The organism is Yersinia sp. 1652 StPb PI (genome assembly GCF_041538345.1).
GTDB lineage: Bacteria > Pseudomonadota > Gammaproteobacteria > Enterobacterales > Enterobacteriaceae > Yersinia > Yersinia enterocolitica_E.
In genome coordinates this window covers 1897888-1916205 of sequence record NZ_JAULSM010000001.1, presented here as the reverse complement: position 1 = coordinate 1916205, position 18318 = coordinate 1897888, and the positions used below count along the sequence as shown (strand labels likewise).

Below are 18318 nucleotides of genomic sequence, written 5' to 3'. Positions count from 1 at the left end.
ATAGAGAGACCTACGGGCTGAATCGACACGCTTAGTGGCGGTTACGCACCAGTTGATAACGGCGCGTTAAATATTCGATGGGTACGCTCCAGATATGTACCAAGCGTGAGAATGGGAATAAAACAAAAAGGGTCAATCCCAAGACAATATGCAACTTGAAAATCAAGGCTACATCTGTCAGATAGGCCGATGCTCCGGTGCGGAAAGTCGCAATTGACTGCGCCCAACCGACCAATTTCATCATCTCGCTACCATCCATATGTTGAGCAGAAAACGGAATACTCAGTAGCCCCAAGCTAACTTGTACCACCAGCAATATCAGAATCAGGATATCTACCCGGGTACTGGTTGCTCTGATCCTCGAGTTAGTCAAGCGGCGGTGTAGCAGCATGACACCACCGACTAACATCATCAGACCGCAGGCACCGCCAGCAATCATCGCCATTTTTTGTTTTATCTCTATCGGTAAGAACGATTCATACATCCAATGTGGCGTCAGCATACCCAACACATGGCCGAAGAATATCCCCAGAATACCGATGTGGAATAAGTTAGATGCCAGCCATACACCTTTCTTATCTAACATCTGACTGGAGCCTGCTCGCCAGCTATATTGCCCATAGTCGTAACGCAACCAACTACCCACAAAGAAAATCACCATTGCCATGTAAGGATAAATATCAAAAAAGAATTTATTCAAAAAGCTCATAAGATGGCTCCTTTACGGTCCGTCGCCACATGGGACTGAACGACTTTTTTGCCCTCTGAGGCGGACTGAATACTGAGATATTGTGGTAGTACGGCATCGGCAAGGTGTTTGGGGGGCATCCCCTGCTGAGCTGATGCACACCCCTGCGTGCCGAGGAATTTCACTTGCTCCTCTTCCCATACCGCATCCAGTGCTTTGGCGGTGTCATCCCGGCTTTCACCCGCCACTTTATCGCCCAGATTTTCACTGCGGATAGCACTGCCAGACAGCACTAACAGCAGATCAAACAACTGGGCATAGTCGCTATCCCGCTGATGTAAACGTGCCCCCAGCAGCGCCAAAATGGGTGCAATATCCTGCAAACCCAAGGTGATATCCTGCACGGGCTGGTTAGCCAGATACTCAAGATAAAGTGGCAGGAAATCAGGCAACTCTTTACAGTCAAGCACTAACCCCGCACGTTGATACTGTGCCATGAGGTCCACCATGGCCTGACCACGATCGCGCGACTCACCATGCACATGTTCAAATAGCAACAATGAGGTGGCTCGCCCCCGGTCAAATAAGCCGCAATAGCTAGCCTGACACTCAAGCAATTCGCTCTGACATAATGTATTGATAAATTGCCTGAGCCGATGAACCTGTTCCGTCGTGAGTTCGTCGGCGTTGTCGAGCGCCTCAACAACTTCTTGCCGGTTTTGCCACAAATCAATATCTGGGTATTCCAGCAAACGTGAAATGATTCTCAAACTAATCATGAGTGGCCCCCTGGTCAGTCTTACGTGTGACATCAACGGCATCAATGCGGCGGCTATTGAACAAATTGAAACGGCTGTCACTGCCATGGCAACCATCGCCGAAACTGAAGCCGCACCCCTTACTTTCCGGGAAAGCGTCGCGAGCTATTTCACGGTGGCTGGATGGAATGACAAAGCGGTCTTCATAATTAGCAATCGCCAGATAGCGGTACATCTCTTGTGCTTGCGCCTCTGTTAGCCCCACCGCCTCCAGTGCACTGAGATCAGTTTTACCCTCAACGGTTTCAGCCCGTTTATAGTGGCGCATTGCCAGCATCCGTTTCAGTGCCATTAATACCGGTTGAGTATCACCGGCAGTCAGTAAGTTGGCTAAATACTGAACTGGGATACGCAGGCTTTCCACATCCGGTAGCACGCCGCTGTGGGGCAGCGCGCCAGAGTCTGCCGCGGACTGAATCGGTGACAACGGCGGGACATACCATACCATCGGCAAGGTCCGGTATTCGGGGTGCAACGGCAGTGCCAATTTCCATTCCACTGCCATTTTGTAAACCGGGGAGCGTTGGGCGGCCTCAATGACACTTAAGGGAATACCCTGTTTCTGCGCTTCGGCAATCACCAGCGGATCATGGGGATCGAGGAAAATATCCATTTGCCGTTGGTAGAGGTTTTTCTCATCAGTAGTAGCAGCGGCTTGTTCAATGCCATCCGCGTCATACAGTAGTACCCCCAGATAACGAATGCGCCCCACACAGGTTTCTGAACAAACGGTCGGTTCACCGGACTCAATGCGTGGATAGCAGAAAATACACTTCTCCGACTTGCCGCTTTTCCAGTTGAAATAGATTTTTTTATACGGGCAACCGGTCAGACACATACGCCAGCCCCGGCATTTATCCTGATCAATCAGCACAATACCGTCTTCAGCCCGTTTATAAATTGCCCCGCTGGGGCAAGTTGCGACACAGGCGGGGTTAAGGCAGTGTTCACATAAACGTGGCAAATACATCATGAAGGTATGTTCAAATTGCCCATACATCTCTTTCTGAATATGGGCGAAGTTCTGGTCTTTAGATCGCTTAGAAAACTCGCCGCCCAGGATCTCTTCCCAGTTAGGGCCGTTCTCGATTTTCTCCATTCGTTGACCGGTAATCAGCGAACGTGGGCGAGCCACCGGCTGATGTTTTCCAGCCGGTGCGTTGTGCAAGTGCTGGTAATCAAAATCGAAGGGTTCGTAATAATCATCTAATGCTGGTACATCAGGGTTAGCAAATATCTTAGCGAGGACCCCGACTCGGCTCCCCATACGGGGAGTCAGTTTGCCATTAATCTTGCGGATCCAGCCCCCCTTCCATTTATCCTGATTCTCCCAATCGTGCGGATAACCCAGCCCCGGTTTGCTTTCAACGTTGTTAAACCAGGCATATTCCATACCCTCGCGGCTGGTCCAAACATTTTTGCAGGTTACTGAACAGGTATGGCAGCCAATGCATTTGTCCAGATTCAGAACCATGCCGACTTGTGAACGGATTTTCATAGTTTGCCCCCGGTTTTGCTCTGGTTTTGCTGTTCGTCATCCAGCCAATCAATCTTATTCATCTTGCGCACCACCACGAACTCATCGCGATTGGACCCTACCGTGCCGTAGTAGTTAAAGCCGTAGGCTAATTGCGCATATCCGCCAATCATATGGGTTGGTTTTGGACTGATACGGGTGACTGAGTTATGAATACCGCCACGTTGGCCGGTAATTTCAGAACCGGGGATATTAATAATGCGCTCCTGTGCGTGGTACATCATGGTCATGCCTGACGGAATTCGCTGGCTGACGACGGCACGAGCAGTTAATGCGCCATTACTGTTAAACGCCTCAATCCAGTCGTTATCTTCTATCAGCAGATCTTGGGCATCATCTTCACTCAGCCAAACGATAGGCCCCCCTCTCGACAGTGTCAGCATCAACAGGTTGTCACTGTAGGTTGAGTGAATGCCCCACTTCTGATGGGGGGTCAGGAAGTTAAGTGCTTTCTCTGGGTTACCGTTCGGCTTCTTATTAAGCAAAGGTTGGGCGGCACGGGTATCTATTGGCGGGCGATAGCACAGCAAACTCTCACCAAAAGCACGCATCCATTCATGATCCTGATAAAGTTGTTGCCGGCCTGAAAGGGTGCGCCACGGGATCAACTCATGAACATTGGTGTAACAAGCATTATAGGAAACATGCTCATCTTCCAAGCCGGACCAGATTGGACTGGAAATGATTTTGCGTGGTTGCGCCTGAATATCGCGAAAACGAATTTTTTCATCTTCTTTATTCAGAGCTAAGTGAGCATGTTGGCGACCGGTAAGTTGTTCCAAAGCCTGCCAGGCTTTTACCGCCACCTGACCGTTGGTTTCAGGGGCCAAGGATAAAATCACCTCTGCGGCATCAATAGCAGTATCAATTCTTGGTCGTCCGGCGGCAGGGCCGTCAGGCTGGGTATGGTTAAGTTTTTTGAGGAAATCAATTTCAGTCTGGGTATTCCAGTTAATCCCTTTGCCGCCATTACCTAATTTATCCAATAGGGGACCCAAGGCAGTAAAGCGAGCATAGGTTGCTGGGTAATCGCGCTCGACCACCACAATGTGCGGCGCGGTTTGGCCCGGTATCAGTTCACATTCACCTTTTTTCCAGTCCTTTACACCATATGGCTGTGCCAGTTCGGCTGGCGAATCATGTTGGATGGGTAAGGTCACTACATCGGTTTCCTGACCTAAATGGCCGACGCAAACTCGAGAGAAGGTTTCGGCAATATCTTTGTAGATATCCCAGTCGCTTTTAGACTCCCAGGCAGGATCCACCGCCGCAGACAGCGGGTGAATAAACGGATGCATATCCGAGGTATTCATGTCGTCTTTTTCGTACCAGGTTGCGGTGGGTAAAATGATGTCTGAATAGAGACACGTACTAGACATGCGGAAATCCAATGTCACGACTAAATCCAGCTTGCCTTCGCCTCCCTGTTCCTGCCATTCAACCTCTTCCGGCATCACCCCACCTTGCTGGCCCAAATCTTTACCCTGAATACCATTTTCCGTACCCAACAAATACTTGAGCATATATTCATGCCCTTTGCCGGAAGAACCCAGTAGGTTGGAACGCCAGACAAACAAGTTTCGCGGGAAGTTTTGTGGATCATCTGGCTGTTCAGCGGCAAACCTCAGTGACCCGTTTTTAAGGCTATCGACGGTATATTCTACCGGTGTTTGACCGGCTTGTTGTGCGCTGGCGGCAAGGGTTAATGGATTGCAATTCAGCTGCGGGGCCGAAGGCAACCACCCCATACGTTCGGCGCGCACATTAAGGTCAATCAGACTTGGGCTAAAGCGCGAACTGTCGGCCAAGGGAGAGAGTAATTGGGTGGTGCTGACGGTCTCATAACGCCACTGACTGGAGTGATTATAGAAAAATGACGTACTGTTCATATGGCGCGGTGGACGTTGCCAATCGAGGCCAAATGCCAAAGGTAACCAGCCGGTTTGTGGTCGCAGTTTTTCCTGCCCCACATAGTGCGCCCAACCGCCGCCACTTTGCCCGACACAGCCGCAGAAAATCAGCATATTAATCAGTGCACGGTAGGTCATATCCATGTGATACCAGTGATTAATACCGGCCCCGACGATAATCATCGAACGGCCATGGGTTTTCTCGGCATTATCCGCAAATTCACGCGCAATACGGATAATATCCTGACGTGCAACGCCAGTAATTTTTTCAGCCCAGGCAGGGGTGTAAGCTTTTATATCGTCATAACTGCTGGCGCAGTTGTCATCAGCCAACCCCCGATCCAGGCCATAATTTGCCATCATCAGATCATAAACACTGGTCACCAGTGCTTCACTGCCATCGGCTAATGGCAACCGTTTTACCGGCAACTTATGTTGCAGTATTTCCTCTAGCGCAACACTTTGAAAATTCTCACTGATTTCGCCACCAAAGTAGGGAAATCCAACATTAACAATAGCATCATGTTGACCCAATAAACTGAGTTGTAATGAGACTTCCTGCTGCGTTTTGCCCTCGCGCTGCTCAAGGTTCCATTTACCCTTTTCACCCCAGCGATAACCGATAGACCCTTGCGGCGCTACCAACTGCCCGCTGTTACCGTCAATGGCAATGGTCTTCCATTCCGGGTTATTCTCCTCTCCCAGATTATCCACCAGATCGGCGGCGCGCAGTAACCGCCCGGCGGCATAATCGCCGCTATGACGAGGTTCAAGTAATACCAGCATCGGCATGTCAGTGTACTGACGCATGTATTCAACAAAGTAGCTGCTTTGTCGTTGTAGATGGAATTCATTGAGGATCACATGCCCCATTGCCATGGCCATGGCACTGTCTGTTCCTTGTTTCGGATTCAGCCATTGGTCACACAGTTTAGCAACCTCTGCATAATCCGGCGTCACCGCAACAGTCTTGGTCCCTTTGTAACGGACTTCGGTAAAGAAGTGGGCATCGGGTGTGCGGGTCTGCGGAACATTGGAACCCCAGGCAATAATATAGGATGAGTTGTACCAGTCAGCGGATTCTGGCACGTCAGTTTGCTCACCCCAGGTCATCGGTGATGCCGGAGGCAAATCGCAATACCAGTCATAGAAACTGAGGCAAACACCGCCGATCAATGAAAGATAGCGCGCGCCCGCCGCGTATGAAACCATCGACATCGCTGGAATCGGTGAAAAACCGATAATCCGATCCGGCCCATACTGTTTGGCGGTATAGACGTTAGCGGCGGCAATCAGTTCATTCACTTCCTGCCAGGTCGAACGGACAAAGCCGCCCCGGCCACGAGCTTGCTTATAATCCTTTGATTGTACGCTGTCGCCAACAATTGAAGCCCATGCATCCACCGGATCACTGTGCAGCACTTTGGCAGCACGCCACAATTGCAACAGATTCTTGCGCATCATCGGGTACTTCAGCCGATTAGCACTGTACAAATACCAGGAATAGCTGGCCCCACGTGGGCAACCACGGGGTTCATGATTAGGTAAATCCGGGCGGGTACGCGGGTAGTCAGTTTGCTGGGTTTCCCAAGTGACCAACCCATTTTTGACATAAATCTTCCAGCTACATGAACCCGTACAATTCACACCATGAGTTGAACGTACCACTTTGTCATGCTGCCAGCGGCTACGATAGCCATCTTCCCAATCACGATTGGTGTCCAGTGTCTGGCCATGGCCTTGTGCAAAAGGCTCAGCAAGTTGTTTAAAATAACGAAATCGGTCAAGAAATTTGCTCATCGGGAGACCTCCTGATTGGGGACATAACGGCCCTATTTATTTTTATAAGTGGATTAACATTGCTCAATGTTGCTTATTTATTGGACCGTACCGGTCAACGTGGTTTTTTGGTCGCCATACCCGCGTTAAGCTTGCGCCCGTAGACAAACCAGGTGATCAATACGCAAACCACATAAAAAACCACGAATAGCTTCATCGCGCCGGCCGGTGAACCGGTCAGGGCCAGCGACGTACCAAAGGATTTAGGAATAAAGAAACCGCCGATAGCGCCAATGGCTGAGATGAAACCCAGTGCCGCCGCCGATTCTCTGACGGCATCGTGCTGTGCTTGTTCATCACTACCACCAGCGAGGGTCACCCGATCGACAGTTAACTTGCGAAAGATCACCGCAATCATCTGAAACGTTGATCCACTGCCCAGTCCCGCCGTCAGAAACAGCAGCATGAATACGCCAAAAAAGGCAAAGAAGGAGCCGTTAACATGGGTACCCGGTAAGGTGAGGAAGAGTAATGCCGCAAATATTGCCATCAGAATAAAATTGACGAAGGTGACGCGAATGCCGCCAAAGCGATCAGAGAACGCACCGCCCATTGGACGAGCCAGTGCGCCCAATAGCGGGCCGAAGAAAGCGTAATGCAGGATGACAACATCAGGAAATTGTGTTTTTGCCAACATGGCAAATCCGGCTGAGAAACCAATAAATGAACCAAAAGTTGCCAGATATAACACCGCCAAAATCCACAAATGGCCACGTTTCAGGACCGGTAATTGCTGGATAATCGACGCTTTTGCAGCAGACAAGTCATTCATACCAAACCAGGCTGCCACACTGAATATCAGCAAAAAGGGGATCCAGATATAGGCTGCGTTTTGCAACCAGAGCTGGCTACCATCCGCTTGTGGATAGCCACTGCCCATAAAGGCACTGAACACTCCAACCGAAATAGCCATAGGGGCGATAAGTTGCATCACACTGACGCCAAGATTCCCCAATCCCCCATTAAGGCCCAGCGCGCCCCCCTGCCTGGCTTTTGGGAAGAAGAAACTGATATTAGCCATGCTGGAGGCAAAGTTCGCACCGGCAAAACCACACAACAATGAAATCAATACAAATGTTCCATACTGGGTGGTGCTGTCCTGTACCGCGATACCTAACCAGAGGCAGGGGATAACCAGAAACAGTGTGCTAATAGCCGTCCAGCGACGACCACCAAAGACCGGTATGACAAACGAGTATGGAACACGTAACAGTGCCCCCGATACTGAGGGTAATGCTGTCAGCATGAACAGTTGATCGGTGGTGAAGTTAAAGCCCACTTTATTCAGATTCACTGCAACCGCACTAAACAGCATCCAGACACAGAAACTCAGTAACAATGCCGGTACTGAAATCCACAAATTTCGCCGGGCGACACTATGCCCTACCTGTTGCCAGAACTGTGGATCTTCCGGGTACCACTGCGGTATTGATTGGCCACCGGCTAATTTTGCCGGGATAGCGGAAGATGATGAGTTAGTTAATGGTGTCGGAGAGTGCGACATAAAAACCTCAGTCAGGGTGACCACAAACGGGAAGTAATACGTCACCCTAGGCACCAGAGGCTATTTCAAAGTTGATTTACATCAAGAGGATGTGAAGTTAACTTTTAGCTAACAATACCCATACATCATTTGTGGGTAGTGGGTTTTCTGGCAAAAAATAGCCTCTTTTCATTTAGTTGCCGATGTGAATGTTTTCTTGAAACCGAGTAATACACCCGCTGACTATTAGGGGGTACTCCCTATTGGTTATGGGGTAATAGTCAAGGATGAGGAAGAATATCGATCAACCCTTCCGTTCGAGGTATTTACCCTCTCAGCTACAGGAACTATTCATGAGTGAACAAGACGCCGCGACCATCCTGTTGATTGATGACCACCCGATGCTAAGGCATGGTATTAAGCAATTAATTAGCATGGCACCTGGGTTATCCATCGCAGGTGAGGCCAGCAACGGTGCTCAAGGTATTATTCTCGCCACCAATCTTGATCCTGATTTGATCATGCTGGATTTAAACATGCCGGGCATGAATGGATTGGAAACACTGGATAGATTGCGTCAGCAGCCACTATCCGGGCGAATTGTGGTGTTTACCGTTTCTGACCATCAGGATGATGTCATCAGTGCCTTAAAACGCGGGGCCGATGGTTATCTGCTAAAAGATATGGACCCTGAAGATTTGCTGGTCTCACTGTATGATGCAGCAGCAGGACAAATGGTTCTCAGCGATGCATTGATGTCGATACTGGCAATCAACCTCCGCGAGAATAGGTCTGATAATGAGCGCGATATTAACACCCTAACCCCACGTGAACGCGACATATTGAAGCTGATCGCTAAAGGGTTACCGAATAAAACCATTGCCCGGAAATTGCTGATTGCAGAGAGCACCGTTAAAGTTCATGTCAAACATCTGTTGAAAAAAATGAAGCTGAAATCGCGGGTTGAAGCCGCAGTATGGGTATTACAAGAGAAAATACTATAGCTTGCTAAGCAGAAAATCACGTAACACTACCGCCTGATTCTGTTGCGTGTCGCGACTGCCATACAGCAACGTAATTGGCTGTTGTTTCAGTACGTCCAGTAAAGGTTGCCAGGCCGTTGAGCTATCAAGCTGGGCCTGATAACGCACCACAAACTCTGGCCAATCTAAACATTGATGAAACCATTTTCGTAATGCATTTTCCGGTGCCACTTCTTTTAACCATACCACCCCTAACAGGCGGGTTTTGCTAATGCCTCGCGGCCACAGCCGATCAGTCAGAAAAGTATTGGCTTGATATGGCGGCTGAACATCGTAAACACGCGCTAAAGTGATGCGATTTTCCATTGTTGTACTCCTCCTTTGTGCGGTATATATGCCATGTTAAACGATATCAACGTGAGTTTGTCGCCCAACCACAGATTTTATTCATGAAGTTACGGCAGAAGCATCTAAATACTTCACACTTCCCATACCGGAAATTTTAGCTGTATCTGGTCAGCATCCTGTAGGGTTAAAGGTATTAATAGCAAACGATCCGTCAGTAACGATTCCATCAAATAGTCCCTTTACAAGACAGCCTCTAAAGCATCAATATCGTGAAACGCGAGAGTCACGAAAACAGAAAATACCACGGGTGGTTATAGCTCGACAACGGTACTCAGTTATAGCAAAGTTTAATCACCACAACCATATGGATAAATGCCATGATAATTATTTCTTCATAAATACGAACATGTTATATTCATTTCAATTAAATCATTGGTGAATAAAATGACCACTGTACCGCTTAATACCACCCGGCAGATGAAACAAAAAAATATCATGTTGGTTGCAAGCACATTAAAATCGCTGTCATCCGCAACCAAAGGAGATATATCTGCTCAAACTGGATTAAGCTTGGCAACATGTGGCACCATTTTGAATGAATTATGTTCAAAGGGCGAAATCATTGAAGAATCCATTGATGAATCACGTGGTGGCCGGCCAGCAAAGCGCTATATATATAACTCAAATTACTTTAGCATATTAAGTATTTATATTGAAGGGAGCGATACCTCCGGCGTTATATCGTCATCCCTAAGGTCTGCAGATGGCAAAATCATTGTTGAGTACGATAAAATATATTCTGATTTAACTGAAGATATGTTGCTCACGCAAATTCAAGAATTTTCAGATAAATACAATAATATCAAAGCAATAGGGCTAGGATTGCCCGGTGTTATTGTGGATGGGAAAATACTTACTTGCGATATTACCCGCCTGGAGGGATTGGCAATCACTGAATTATTAAGTAACCGATTCGGTATTTTTGTTCAGGTGGGGAATGACATGAATTATACCGCATTTGGTTTTTATCGTAATCACTGCCGTAATATAAATGAACCTATCGCCTATATTTTTATGCCACCAAGACATTGTGCCGGCTGTGGCATTGTTATTTCAGGTAAAATGCTACGTGGTGCAAGTCAATTTGCAGGTGAAGTGTCGAAACTGCCATTTTATGACAATCTAGGGACTAATATAAATTCTCACCATGAACTGGTGCAACAACGACTTATTTATATTACTTCATCGTTGATCGCCATGATTAACCCTGTAACCATAGCCATCTCAGGAGAGCATATCAGTCAAAATTGTATTGCAGAATTATCTGCTCAATTACTCAAAAAATTTGATTGCAAACACATACCCCATTTTGTCTATCGCGACAACATTAAATACGATTATCACAATGGAATATCAGAATACACTCTTGATGCCTATAATAATTTTCGAGTATTTGAGATCTAGTATTCAGCGGTATCTATGATGAGAAAATTTTTCCAGAGTCCCTTCTCCCACCTTCAGGCTATCCTAACCGCCGTATGCCCTTTTCTCTAGGCGGTAAACCACCTTGATAGGCAAAAATGTTCTTGACAAGCCAGGTACCCACTGTATATTTCACAACTTAATATAAGTCTTTTATAAAGTGGCTTATACTTATTACTTGCTCGCTGCCACTTGCCAGAGAAAGGTGCTTAAATGTCTAGCCATGTCGTCGACTACCCTCTGGATACACCGGCTACACGCACATCTACGCGCTCTATCTTCTTTGTCGCTGGATTTGCTATGGGCCTTTGGGCATCGTTGGTGCCCTATGCACAGAATAGACTTCATTTTGATGCAGGCTCTTTGGGGATGTTATTACTTTGCTTGGGAACAGGCTCCCTACTGGCAATGCTATTCTCTGGCAAACTGATTGGCCGCTTCGGCTGTAGAAGCATAATACTATTAGGTATCGTGGTTAGCGCTGTTTTCCTGCCCACATTGGCAATTATTGATCAGTTCCCTTTGATGGCACTATGTCTGTTCTTTTTTGGCGCAGGCATTGGTTTAGTAGACGTTGCGGTTAATGTCCAAGGCTCTCTGGTTGAACAATCCTCGGATAAACCACTGATGTCAGGTTTCCACTGTTTATTCAGCATTGGTTCAATTGCGGGTGCTGGCGGCGGTGCAATATTATTTACTCTTGGCTTAATGCCCCTCCCCGTAACGCTGATTGCCGTCGTGATAATGGCTATAATTACCTCAGTCGTTTTCAAGGAATTAATCCCTTTTGGCGATCATAAGGAACCTAATCAACAGCCAAAAATAAAACCACGCCCAAACTTCAGGCTCATATTAATGGCACTTATGTGCATGATTTGTTTTATGGCGGAAGGTGCAGTATTAGATTGGAGTGGCGTATTTCTAACTAATGACCGTGGCCTTGACATAGCACATGCCGGTTGGGGGTTTGCTATTTTCGGTGGCGCCATGTCTGTAATGCGTTTCACTGGTGATAAAGTTGTCAGTATTTTGGGACGTAAGCATGTATTGGTTTTTAGCAGTATCATCGCCATGACCGGCTATGCCATTGCCGTCATAATACCTGACTGGAAATTTACGTTATTTGGCTTTGCATTGGTAGGAATAGGTGCAGCTAATATTGTTCCGGTACTTATCACGCTGGCTGGCCAGGAAAGTGTAATGCCCGTGAACATGTCGGTAGCCATGGTCGCAACGCTGGGTTATTTCGGTATTTTAGGGGGGCCGGCACTGATCGGTTTTATTGCACATATAACTGACCTCTACACTGCATTCACAGTGGTTGCTGTGACATTTATTGTCATAGCAGTTGGGGCATTCAAACTGAAATATTCCAGTGACTAAACATTTCTCTACCCATAAATAAAGCCGGTGGATAGTGGGTCAACCTGTTTTTTGAAGATAAAAGTGTGACTGAGTATGGTAATTTTACCTGCTAGCAAAATTATGCTAGCTTTTTTTTAGGTATACTATGCCGAGATATTCTCTATCAAACCAAGATATTAAAATGTTAAAGAGGGAAATTATATGAGCATTAAAATCATTGCTGTTGATATGGATGGAACCTTTCTCAATGATCAGATGAGTTTTGATAGGGAACGGTTTAGTACACAATATTCACAACTAAAAGAAAATGGAATAAAATTTGTTGTTGCCAGTGGTAATCAATATTATCAGCTAATTTCATTCTTCCCTGAGATTGCCAATGAAATCGCTTTTGTTGCTGAAAATGGGGCTTATGTCAGTAACAAGAATACTGAAATTTTCTGCGGTTCAATCTCTGATGAAGATTGTAATAAAGTGCTAAAAACATTACTACCAATACCCTATCTTGATGTCATTGTTTGTGGCAAAAATGGCGCTTACATGTTGAGTTCTTCAGATAATTATTTCTACACTACAATGAGTAAATACTACCATCGCCTTAAAATTATCGATAACTTCGATCAAGTAACAGAGTCTGCATTCAAATTTGCGATAAGTTTACCCAATGAGAAACTGGTAGACTTTATGAAATTTATCGAGCGAGAACTCGCAGATATAGTGACCCCGGTATCAAGTGGACATGGTTCTGTAGACCTTATAATACCCGGCATTCATAAAGCCAATGGCATTAAACTACTCCAAAAAATGTGGGATGTAACTGATCAACAAGTCGTCACTTTTGGCGATGGTGGCAATGATATTGAAATGTTACAGTACGCCGGCTTTGGTTATGCCATGGCAAATGCGCCAGACAACATTAAGAATGTAGCAAAGTATCAGGCCGAATCAAATAACGACTCTGGCGTATTAAATATAATTGATAAAATTCTAAAGAAAGAACATCCTTTCTCATAAGCCATATTTAATAACAAAAATATATTGGCGGGAAAGACTCCCGCCTATTAATTAATTCTCTCTATTATTGCGGCTCTCGCCACTCTATTTGTAAGCTATTTTAAAATATTAACAATCTTCTCTCACCAAAGCAGCTAATGTCTGTAAACCAATATCAGCTTGTTCTTCTGTTGCATGACTGAAGTTAAGTCGTAACTGGCCACAGCCCTCTGACGGATATGGCAGGAACGATTCGCCCGGCATAAATGCAATATTTTTTTCGAGTGCTTTAGGCAATAGTTTACGAGTATCAATACAATGATTAAGTGTGAGCCAGAAGAATAACCCACCGGCAGGTTTCTCCCAAGTGGCAAGAGAACCAAAATGGCGTTGTAAAGAGATCTCAAATGCATCACGACGACTCTTATAATATGTGGCCAGTTGGTCCATATGTTCAGCATGGTTGGCGGCACGTAGCTGTTGCAATACCAGCCATTGGCTGATTCGGCTACTGTGTAGATCAGCCGCCTGCTTTAGCCGTGTCAGATAAGGAATTAACTCTGACGAAGCAACCAGATAGCCTAACCGCAATGCCGGGGATAAACTTTTAGAAAAGGACCCCTGATAAATCCACGGTGCGTGCTGTAATAAGGCACATACCGGCTTTCGCTCACACGGATCATAGACCAGGTCATGATAGGGATCATCTTCAAACAGCGGCAACATAAGGTCATCACACGCCTTTGCTAATGTGGCCCGCTGTGTACTATCAAGACAGTGACCACTTGGATTCTGAAAAGTTGGGATGCTGTAGGCAAAAGCGGGCTTTTCTGTTTTGAGTTTATCAATATCAGGTTGTGCCGAATCATAAGCCACAAACTGTGCCCCGAAGAACCGAAATACCTGCAATGCTGCCAAATAAGTGGGCGACTCAACAGCGACAGGTGTTCCTGCATCAATAAATAATTTAGCGACCAGATCAATTCCTTGTTGCGAGCCTGAAATAATCAGGACCTGCTCCTCAGTGCAAGATAAACCGCGCCTACATAAATTCTGCGCAATATGCCTGCGCAATTCCGTTTCCCCTTCACTGGCCCCGTATTGCAACATCGATTGCGGCATTCCTTCCAGGTGCAAGTGCGGGAAACTTTCAACCGCAGGCAACCCGCCAGCAAATGAGATCATCCCAGGCCGTTCAATAACAGAGAGTATTTCCCGTATAGGCGAGGGGTGAAGATCGTGCAGCCGTGAGGAAAATCGATTATTCTGATCCACTACAGTCTTATTCATGGCAGTCCTTCCATAAAGGTCAACATATTTGACCTTTATGGACAGTAAAATGGACGGCTGATTACGTCAATAGTATTGACCTAATTATTTTTTAATTTGTGATAAAAATCCGATGGCAACCTCCAAAAACGTCCCGCAACAGGAAGACCAACGACTGCATCAAGCCATCGAACAGTTCTATTTTGGTTATCGGACATTTACTGAACTACCGGATAAATTACTGGCTCAACGAGGATTAGGTCGGGTTCACCACCGCATCCTGTACTTTGTCGGACACAATCCTGATATCGCCATCAATGCCTTGTTGGGAATTCTGAAAATCAGCAAACAAGCGCTTAATGCACCATTAAAACAATTAGTTAAAATGGAGCTAATCACGGTTACCACCGCCGAATATGATCAAAGAGTGCGGCAGTTATCTCTCTCCCCCGCCGGTAAAAAGCTTGAATCTCAATTAACAGAGACACAAATGCAACTGTTACGACAGGTATTCCAACAACTGGGAAAAGAAACAGAAACAGCGTGGCTGCAAGTTATGCAATGTCTTAATAAGGATTGAGATTAGCATCAAATTATAAGATGTTCTGTGTGAGTTATACTCGAATGAGATTAATGGCTGGCATTTAATAGAAGGGATAAAGAGTGATAGACCATACGGGGATTAACGTTACTAATATATTAATAAGTAAAGATTTTTACAGTGCAGCGCTTGCACCTCTCAATTACGAGATACGTCTAAACCTTGGTGATGCCTGTGGTTTTGGTGTGAAAATTTCAGCCAATGGGGATGATCCCGGCGGTGACTTTTGGGTAATGGAAGGTAAACCTTATACCCCAAGAAGCCATATCGCTTTCCGTGCTGCAAGCAAAAATGAGGTCAATCAATTCTATAATGCTGCCATGGAAGCTGGTGCAATATCGAATGGAGAGCCTGGCTACCGTCCTCATTATCATGAAAACTATTATGCTGCATTTGTTCTTGATCCAGATGGTTACAATATTGAAGCTGTCTATCATGGCAAATAATTTATAAAATAAAGCTTTCTACTTAATCAGAACGGCTATCTACTGATGATATGCACTGTTTTCGTGCATTAATTTTGACACTCACCATCGCCACTAAGCAATACTCCTAATTGCTATGTAGCATATCGATTATGCTTTTAATATCTGCTAGCATCCCTGCCAGCGCTATCACATAACTTAATTGATCGGAGAAAGCGCTCAATCCAGCAATGTCGGGCGTCATACGCTATTTTATTAGTTACTCAACCGCGATGAGTATTAATAACACTTTGAATAAGGCAATTTTGGAATTGAAGATAACGTTGATAATAGCCGGTATTGTTGTGATCATCGCGGTAATAGTCTGGCTCATTCTTCGCTCGGCAGCTAAAGACGTTGAGGATGATTATTAAATGATGATCCTCTGATTTAACCTCCCCCAGCTTGAAGCGCTGAAGATAAGGTTGAAATCCTTCTATGCTCCCAAACAGCCATTAAGAAACCAACGTTAAAATAAGTATTCTGCATATATTACTTGCTTCCCCATACCTTGTGTGAGCCTCGTTATATAAATAAGTGGGTTAGCTAGCAAACTTGTCGTTATGTGATGCATGTCATTTCAAATCAATTGTAACTGATCACTTTTTGATCAATCATTTTAGTGCCAAATCCACAGCGCTTTCATGTCTGTCAACCTGTAAGCAAGCTATGAGACCCTGTAAAAGGTTATGGATTCGGTCTTGCTTCCGCCACGAAACATCATGTCAACAAGCAATCAGATGCTAGTGGCGGCCTTTTGTATTGGAAACCGGACAATCACCTCCTCTACCTTCTTCCACCGAGCAATCATCACATGTCAGGTAAATTACCGTGCCACTGGCCTTGGTGTAACACTCTTCATTTTACCAATGCTCCACTAATCCCTTCAGTCCCCTCTTTAATAAGGAAACATTAAATACTCCGTCTCACCATCGCCCAATTTCTCTAATTTAGTGTTAAAGACCGCTTCATAGAATTTTTGTGCCCAAGACATGCCTGCAACACAAATCTCAAACTAGCCGCCGATATTTGCTTTGATCATATTCTCCAGTAGGTTTTTTCAGATAACGTCCTAACACTCATTCTTATAAGTGGTGTTTTTTTATGCAGCATTATCAATCAAGTTATCTGAAACTACTTCATTGACGAAATTTCAGAATATCGAGGGGTTATTTTTATCCATTATCAAGCTCTAGAAATGACAAAGCCCCAGCGATTAGCTGAGGCTTTAAATTTGGTGCTGTGATAGCTGACCCTGTAACCGTACCAATGATAATGCAATCCTTGCACCAAGGTAACTATCACAGCACTGTATAATTTACATTGTAATTATAAACAAACAGTAAACATGACCAACTTTATAGTGGGCATGACTCACAAAATGGCAAAGCCCCTACCGTTAAGCTAAGGGCTGAAATTTGGCCCGCCACCGAGGTCTCGAACCTCGCACCTACAACAACTATGGTTATCGGCTCTATCCAGCTGAGCTAGTGGCGGTTAGAGAGCGAATTCTAAGCATCAATTTATAAGCACACCATCAGCAAGGTTACTTTTCAGATTATTCAGCCCACCAATCCAAGTTCAAAAACGACAAAACCCCACTGAAGCGAGGTTTATTTGGCTGGCCAGGCACTTCTGCACAACCAACTCTTATCACACTAATGCACTTTTTGCGGCCGCACCGACACTTTTATCATAAATTTCTGACTTCAGCGTAAAGATGGCTATCGCCTCTTGGGTTCCCGCTCCTGCTCTGATGATCCGCTATTTGCCGTTGAAAACTACACCCGTTCCGCGCAAGTGTTGGCTGACACCATGGCTGAGGCCCATATATGGGCCAACGATAAGCCGCTCACACCCTTGCCAAAGACATTATTGAGGGCATCCGCGCCAAAATGCGCGAGCTGAAATCATTGGGTTAGCCGCGGTCTTTCAGAATCTTCATGTAGTGCCGCAATCCTTCGCCTGAATTCTCGTAGTAGTCGATGATATGGAGCTATTCACCGATTTCACGTACGAACCAGATGGCCGTAGAGTCACCCACGCCGATATCCCAGAACGTATGAACCGGTAGATGTGAGTTGTCAGGTAATTTGCAGATTTGTTTATTGATATAAAGCCAGCGGAACTGTTTGGCGTAGTACCAGATCTTCTGGCGCTCGTTCAAATGAACGCCGTGTTTGGCTTCCATCTCTGCAAAGTAATCAACCAGGCGCTGAGGTAAAGCCTCAACCGGGTCGATTGAATACTGCGGATTCTTCCACCAAGAGAAGAAAAAGAACTTCCAATCAAGAGCGGATAATTTCTTGCCCTGCAACTGAGCTTTCTCAGCCGTCTGGCAGTAATCGAAGAAGTAACCGGCGCGACCTCTATCGCGGCAAAGCAACCGGTTGATACGGCTTCAAACGCACTTGTGACAATCTCACGTGCTTTGTCTGGGTACTTAGCGCATATCTTGCCGAACCCGGAAACGTACAGGTAGCACCTTCACTGATGTTGTGTTGTGAGGTTATTTCACGCAGTGACATCAAGCCAGCT

At 45.9% G+C, this 18318-nt stretch carries 13 protein-coding genes, 1 tRNA gene and 2 pseudogenes; 7 read left to right on the top strand and 9 right to left on the bottom strand.

What is annotated here, in order from left to right:
* Positions 1 to 31: 31 nt before the first annotated feature.
* The 5 genes from narI to Q2T71_RS08845 form a co-directional block, all read right to left on the bottom strand.
* Complete coding sequence (gene narI, locus Q2T71_RS08865) at positions 32 to 709, bottom strand: respiratory nitrate reductase subunit gamma (protein WP_372558822.1); 678 nt, start codon at positions 707 to 709, stop codon at positions 32 to 34.
* Complete coding sequence (narJ, locus tag Q2T71_RS08860) at positions 706 to 1467, bottom strand: nitrate reductase molybdenum cofactor assembly chaperone (protein ID WP_372558821.1); 762 nt, start codon at positions 1465 to 1467, stop codon at positions 706 to 708. Before narJ ends, narI begins: the two co-directional genes overlap by 4 nt.
* The gene (narH, locus tag Q2T71_RS08855; RefSeq protein WP_372558820.1) at positions 1460 to 3004 is read right to left on the bottom strand and encodes a nitrate reductase subunit beta; all 1545 of its coding nucleotides are present in this window, start codon (positions 3002 to 3004) and stop codon (positions 1460 to 1462) included. The genes narJ and narH overlap by 8 nt, the downstream gene beginning before the upstream one ends.
* Complete coding sequence (locus Q2T71_RS08850) at positions 3001 to 6753, bottom strand: nitrate reductase subunit alpha (protein WP_372558819.1); 3753 nt, start codon at positions 6751 to 6753, stop codon at positions 3001 to 3003. The genes narH and Q2T71_RS08850 overlap by 4 nt, the downstream gene beginning before the upstream one ends.
* 94 nt (positions 6754 to 6847) lie before the next feature.
* Positions 6848 to 8296 (bottom strand): NarK family nitrate/nitrite MFS transporter, encoded by a 1449-nt coding sequence (locus tag Q2T71_RS08845; RefSeq protein WP_372559887.1) that lies wholly within the window; start codon positions 8294 to 8296, stop codon positions 6848 to 6850.
* Between the two features lie 332 nt (positions 8297 to 8628).
* Here Q2T71_RS08845 and narL point away from each other — a divergent pair, with 332 nt between their 5' ends.
* Positions 8629 to 9279, top strand: a complete 651-nt coding sequence (narL, locus tag Q2T71_RS08840; protein WP_042569642.1) for a two-component system response regulator NarL — start codon at positions 8629 to 8631, stop codon at positions 9277 to 9279.
* On the opposite strand, the gene Q2T71_RS08835 is transcribed toward narL, so the two are convergent.
* Complete coding sequence (locus Q2T71_RS08835) at positions 9274 to 9624, bottom strand: DUF488 domain-containing protein (RefSeq protein ID WP_372558818.1); 351 nt, start codon at positions 9622 to 9624, stop codon at positions 9274 to 9276. The two genes, narL and Q2T71_RS08835, sit on opposite strands and share 6 nt — an antisense overlap.
* Before the next feature lie 426 nt (positions 9625 to 10050).
* Here Q2T71_RS08835 and Q2T71_RS08830 point away from each other — a divergent pair, with 426 nt between their 5' ends.
* The 3 genes from Q2T71_RS08830 (at position 10051) to Q2T71_RS08820 (ending at position 13467) form a co-directional block, all read left to right on the top strand.
* The gene (locus Q2T71_RS08830; RefSeq protein ID WP_372558817.1) at positions 10051 to 11070 is read left to right on the top strand and encodes an ROK family protein; all 1020 of its coding nucleotides are present in this window, start codon (positions 10051 to 10053) and stop codon (positions 11068 to 11070) included.
* Between the two features lie 231 nt (positions 11071 to 11301).
* The gene (locus Q2T71_RS08825; RefSeq protein ID WP_372558816.1) at positions 11302 to 12471 is read left to right on the top strand and encodes an MFS transporter; all 1170 of its coding nucleotides are present in this window, start codon (positions 11302 to 11304) and stop codon (positions 12469 to 12471) included.
* A 183-nt stretch (positions 12472 to 12654) separates the two neighbouring features.
* Entirely contained in the window at positions 12655 to 13467 is an 813-nt protein-coding gene (locus Q2T71_RS08820) for a Cof-type HAD-IIB family hydrolase (protein WP_372558815.1), read from the top strand.
* A 108-nt stretch (positions 13468 to 13575) separates the two neighbouring features.
* On the opposite strand, the gene Q2T71_RS08815 is transcribed toward Q2T71_RS08820, so the two are convergent.
* Positions 13576 to 14736: a PLP-dependent aminotransferase family protein gene (locus Q2T71_RS08815; RefSeq protein ID WP_372558814.1), complete on the bottom strand. Its 1161-nt coding sequence runs from the start codon at positions 14734 to 14736 to the stop codon at positions 13576 to 13578.
* Between the two features lie 112 nt (positions 14737 to 14848).
* On the opposite strand from Q2T71_RS08815, the gene Q2T71_RS08810 reads away from it, so the two are divergent.
* Together Q2T71_RS08810 and Q2T71_RS08805 are read left to right on the top strand one after the other, a co-directional pair.
* Positions 14849 to 15295 (top strand): MarR family winged helix-turn-helix transcriptional regulator, encoded by a 447-nt coding sequence (locus Q2T71_RS08810; RefSeq protein ID WP_083159106.1) that lies wholly within the window; start codon positions 14849 to 14851, stop codon positions 15293 to 15295.
* 83 nt (positions 15296 to 15378) lie between these two features.
* Entirely contained in the window at positions 15379 to 15762 is a 384-nt protein-coding gene (locus tag Q2T71_RS08805) for a VOC family protein (RefSeq protein WP_372558813.1), read from the top strand.
* 1437 nt (positions 15763 to 17199) lie between these two features.
* Here Q2T71_RS08805 and Q2T71_RS08800 read toward each other — a convergent pair.
* Positions 17200 to 17277: transfer RNA gene (locus tag Q2T71_RS08800), tRNA-OTHER, on the bottom strand.
* A 210-nt stretch (positions 17278 to 17487) separates the two neighbouring features.
* Between Q2T71_RS08800 and Q2T71_RS08795 the strand changes: the two are divergent.
* Positions 17488 to 17699: pseudogene (locus tag Q2T71_RS08795) on the top strand (phage tail protein); the annotation flags it as partial.
* 2 nt (positions 17700 to 17701) lie between these two features.
* Here the strand turns inward: Q2T71_RS08795 and Q2T71_RS08790 are convergent.
* Positions 17702 to 18261, bottom strand: a pseudogene (locus Q2T71_RS08790) (terminase); the annotation flags it as partial.
* Positions 18262 to 18318: the final 57 nt, after the last annotated feature.

Coding starts and splice junctions, on each gene's coding strand:
- narI (WP_372558822.1), bottom strand. CDS start 709: ATGAGCTTTTTGAATAAATTCTTTTTTGATATTTATCCTTACATGGCA.
- narJ (WP_372558821.1), bottom strand. CDS start 1,467: ATGATTAGTTTGAGAATCATTTCACGTTTGCTGGAATACCCAGATATT.
- narH (WP_372558820.1), bottom strand. CDS start 3,004: ATGAAAATCCGTTCACAAGTCGGCATGGTTCTGAATCTGGACAAATGC.
- Q2T71_RS08850 (WP_372558819.1), bottom strand. CDS start 6,753: ATGAGCAAATTTCTTGACCGATTTCGTTATTTTAAACAACTTGCTGAG.
- Q2T71_RS08845 (WP_372559887.1), bottom strand. CDS start 8,296: ATGTCGCACTCTCCGACACCATTAACTAACTCATCATCTTCCGCTATC.
- narL (WP_042569642.1), top strand. CDS start 8,629: ATGAGTGAACAAGACGCCGCGACCATCCTGTTGATTGATGACCACCCG.
- Q2T71_RS08835 (WP_372558818.1), bottom strand. CDS start 9,624: ATGGAAAATCGCATCACTTTAGCGCGTGTTTACGATGTTCAGCCGCCA.
- Q2T71_RS08830 (WP_372558817.1), top strand. CDS start 10,051: ATGACCACTGTACCGCTTAATACCACCCGGCAGATGAAACAAAAAAAT.
- Q2T71_RS08825 (WP_372558816.1), top strand. CDS start 11,302: ATGTCTAGCCATGTCGTCGACTACCCTCTGGATACACCGGCTACACGC.
- Q2T71_RS08820 (WP_372558815.1), top strand. CDS start 12,655: ATGAGCATTAAAATCATTGCTGTTGATATGGATGGAACCTTTCTCAAT.
- Q2T71_RS08815 (WP_372558814.1), bottom strand. CDS start 14,736: ATGAATAAGACTGTAGTGGATCAGAATAATCGATTTTCCTCACGGCTG.
- Q2T71_RS08810 (WP_083159106.1), top strand. CDS start 14,849: ATGGCAACCTCCAAAAACGTCCCGCAACAGGAAGACCAACGACTGCAT.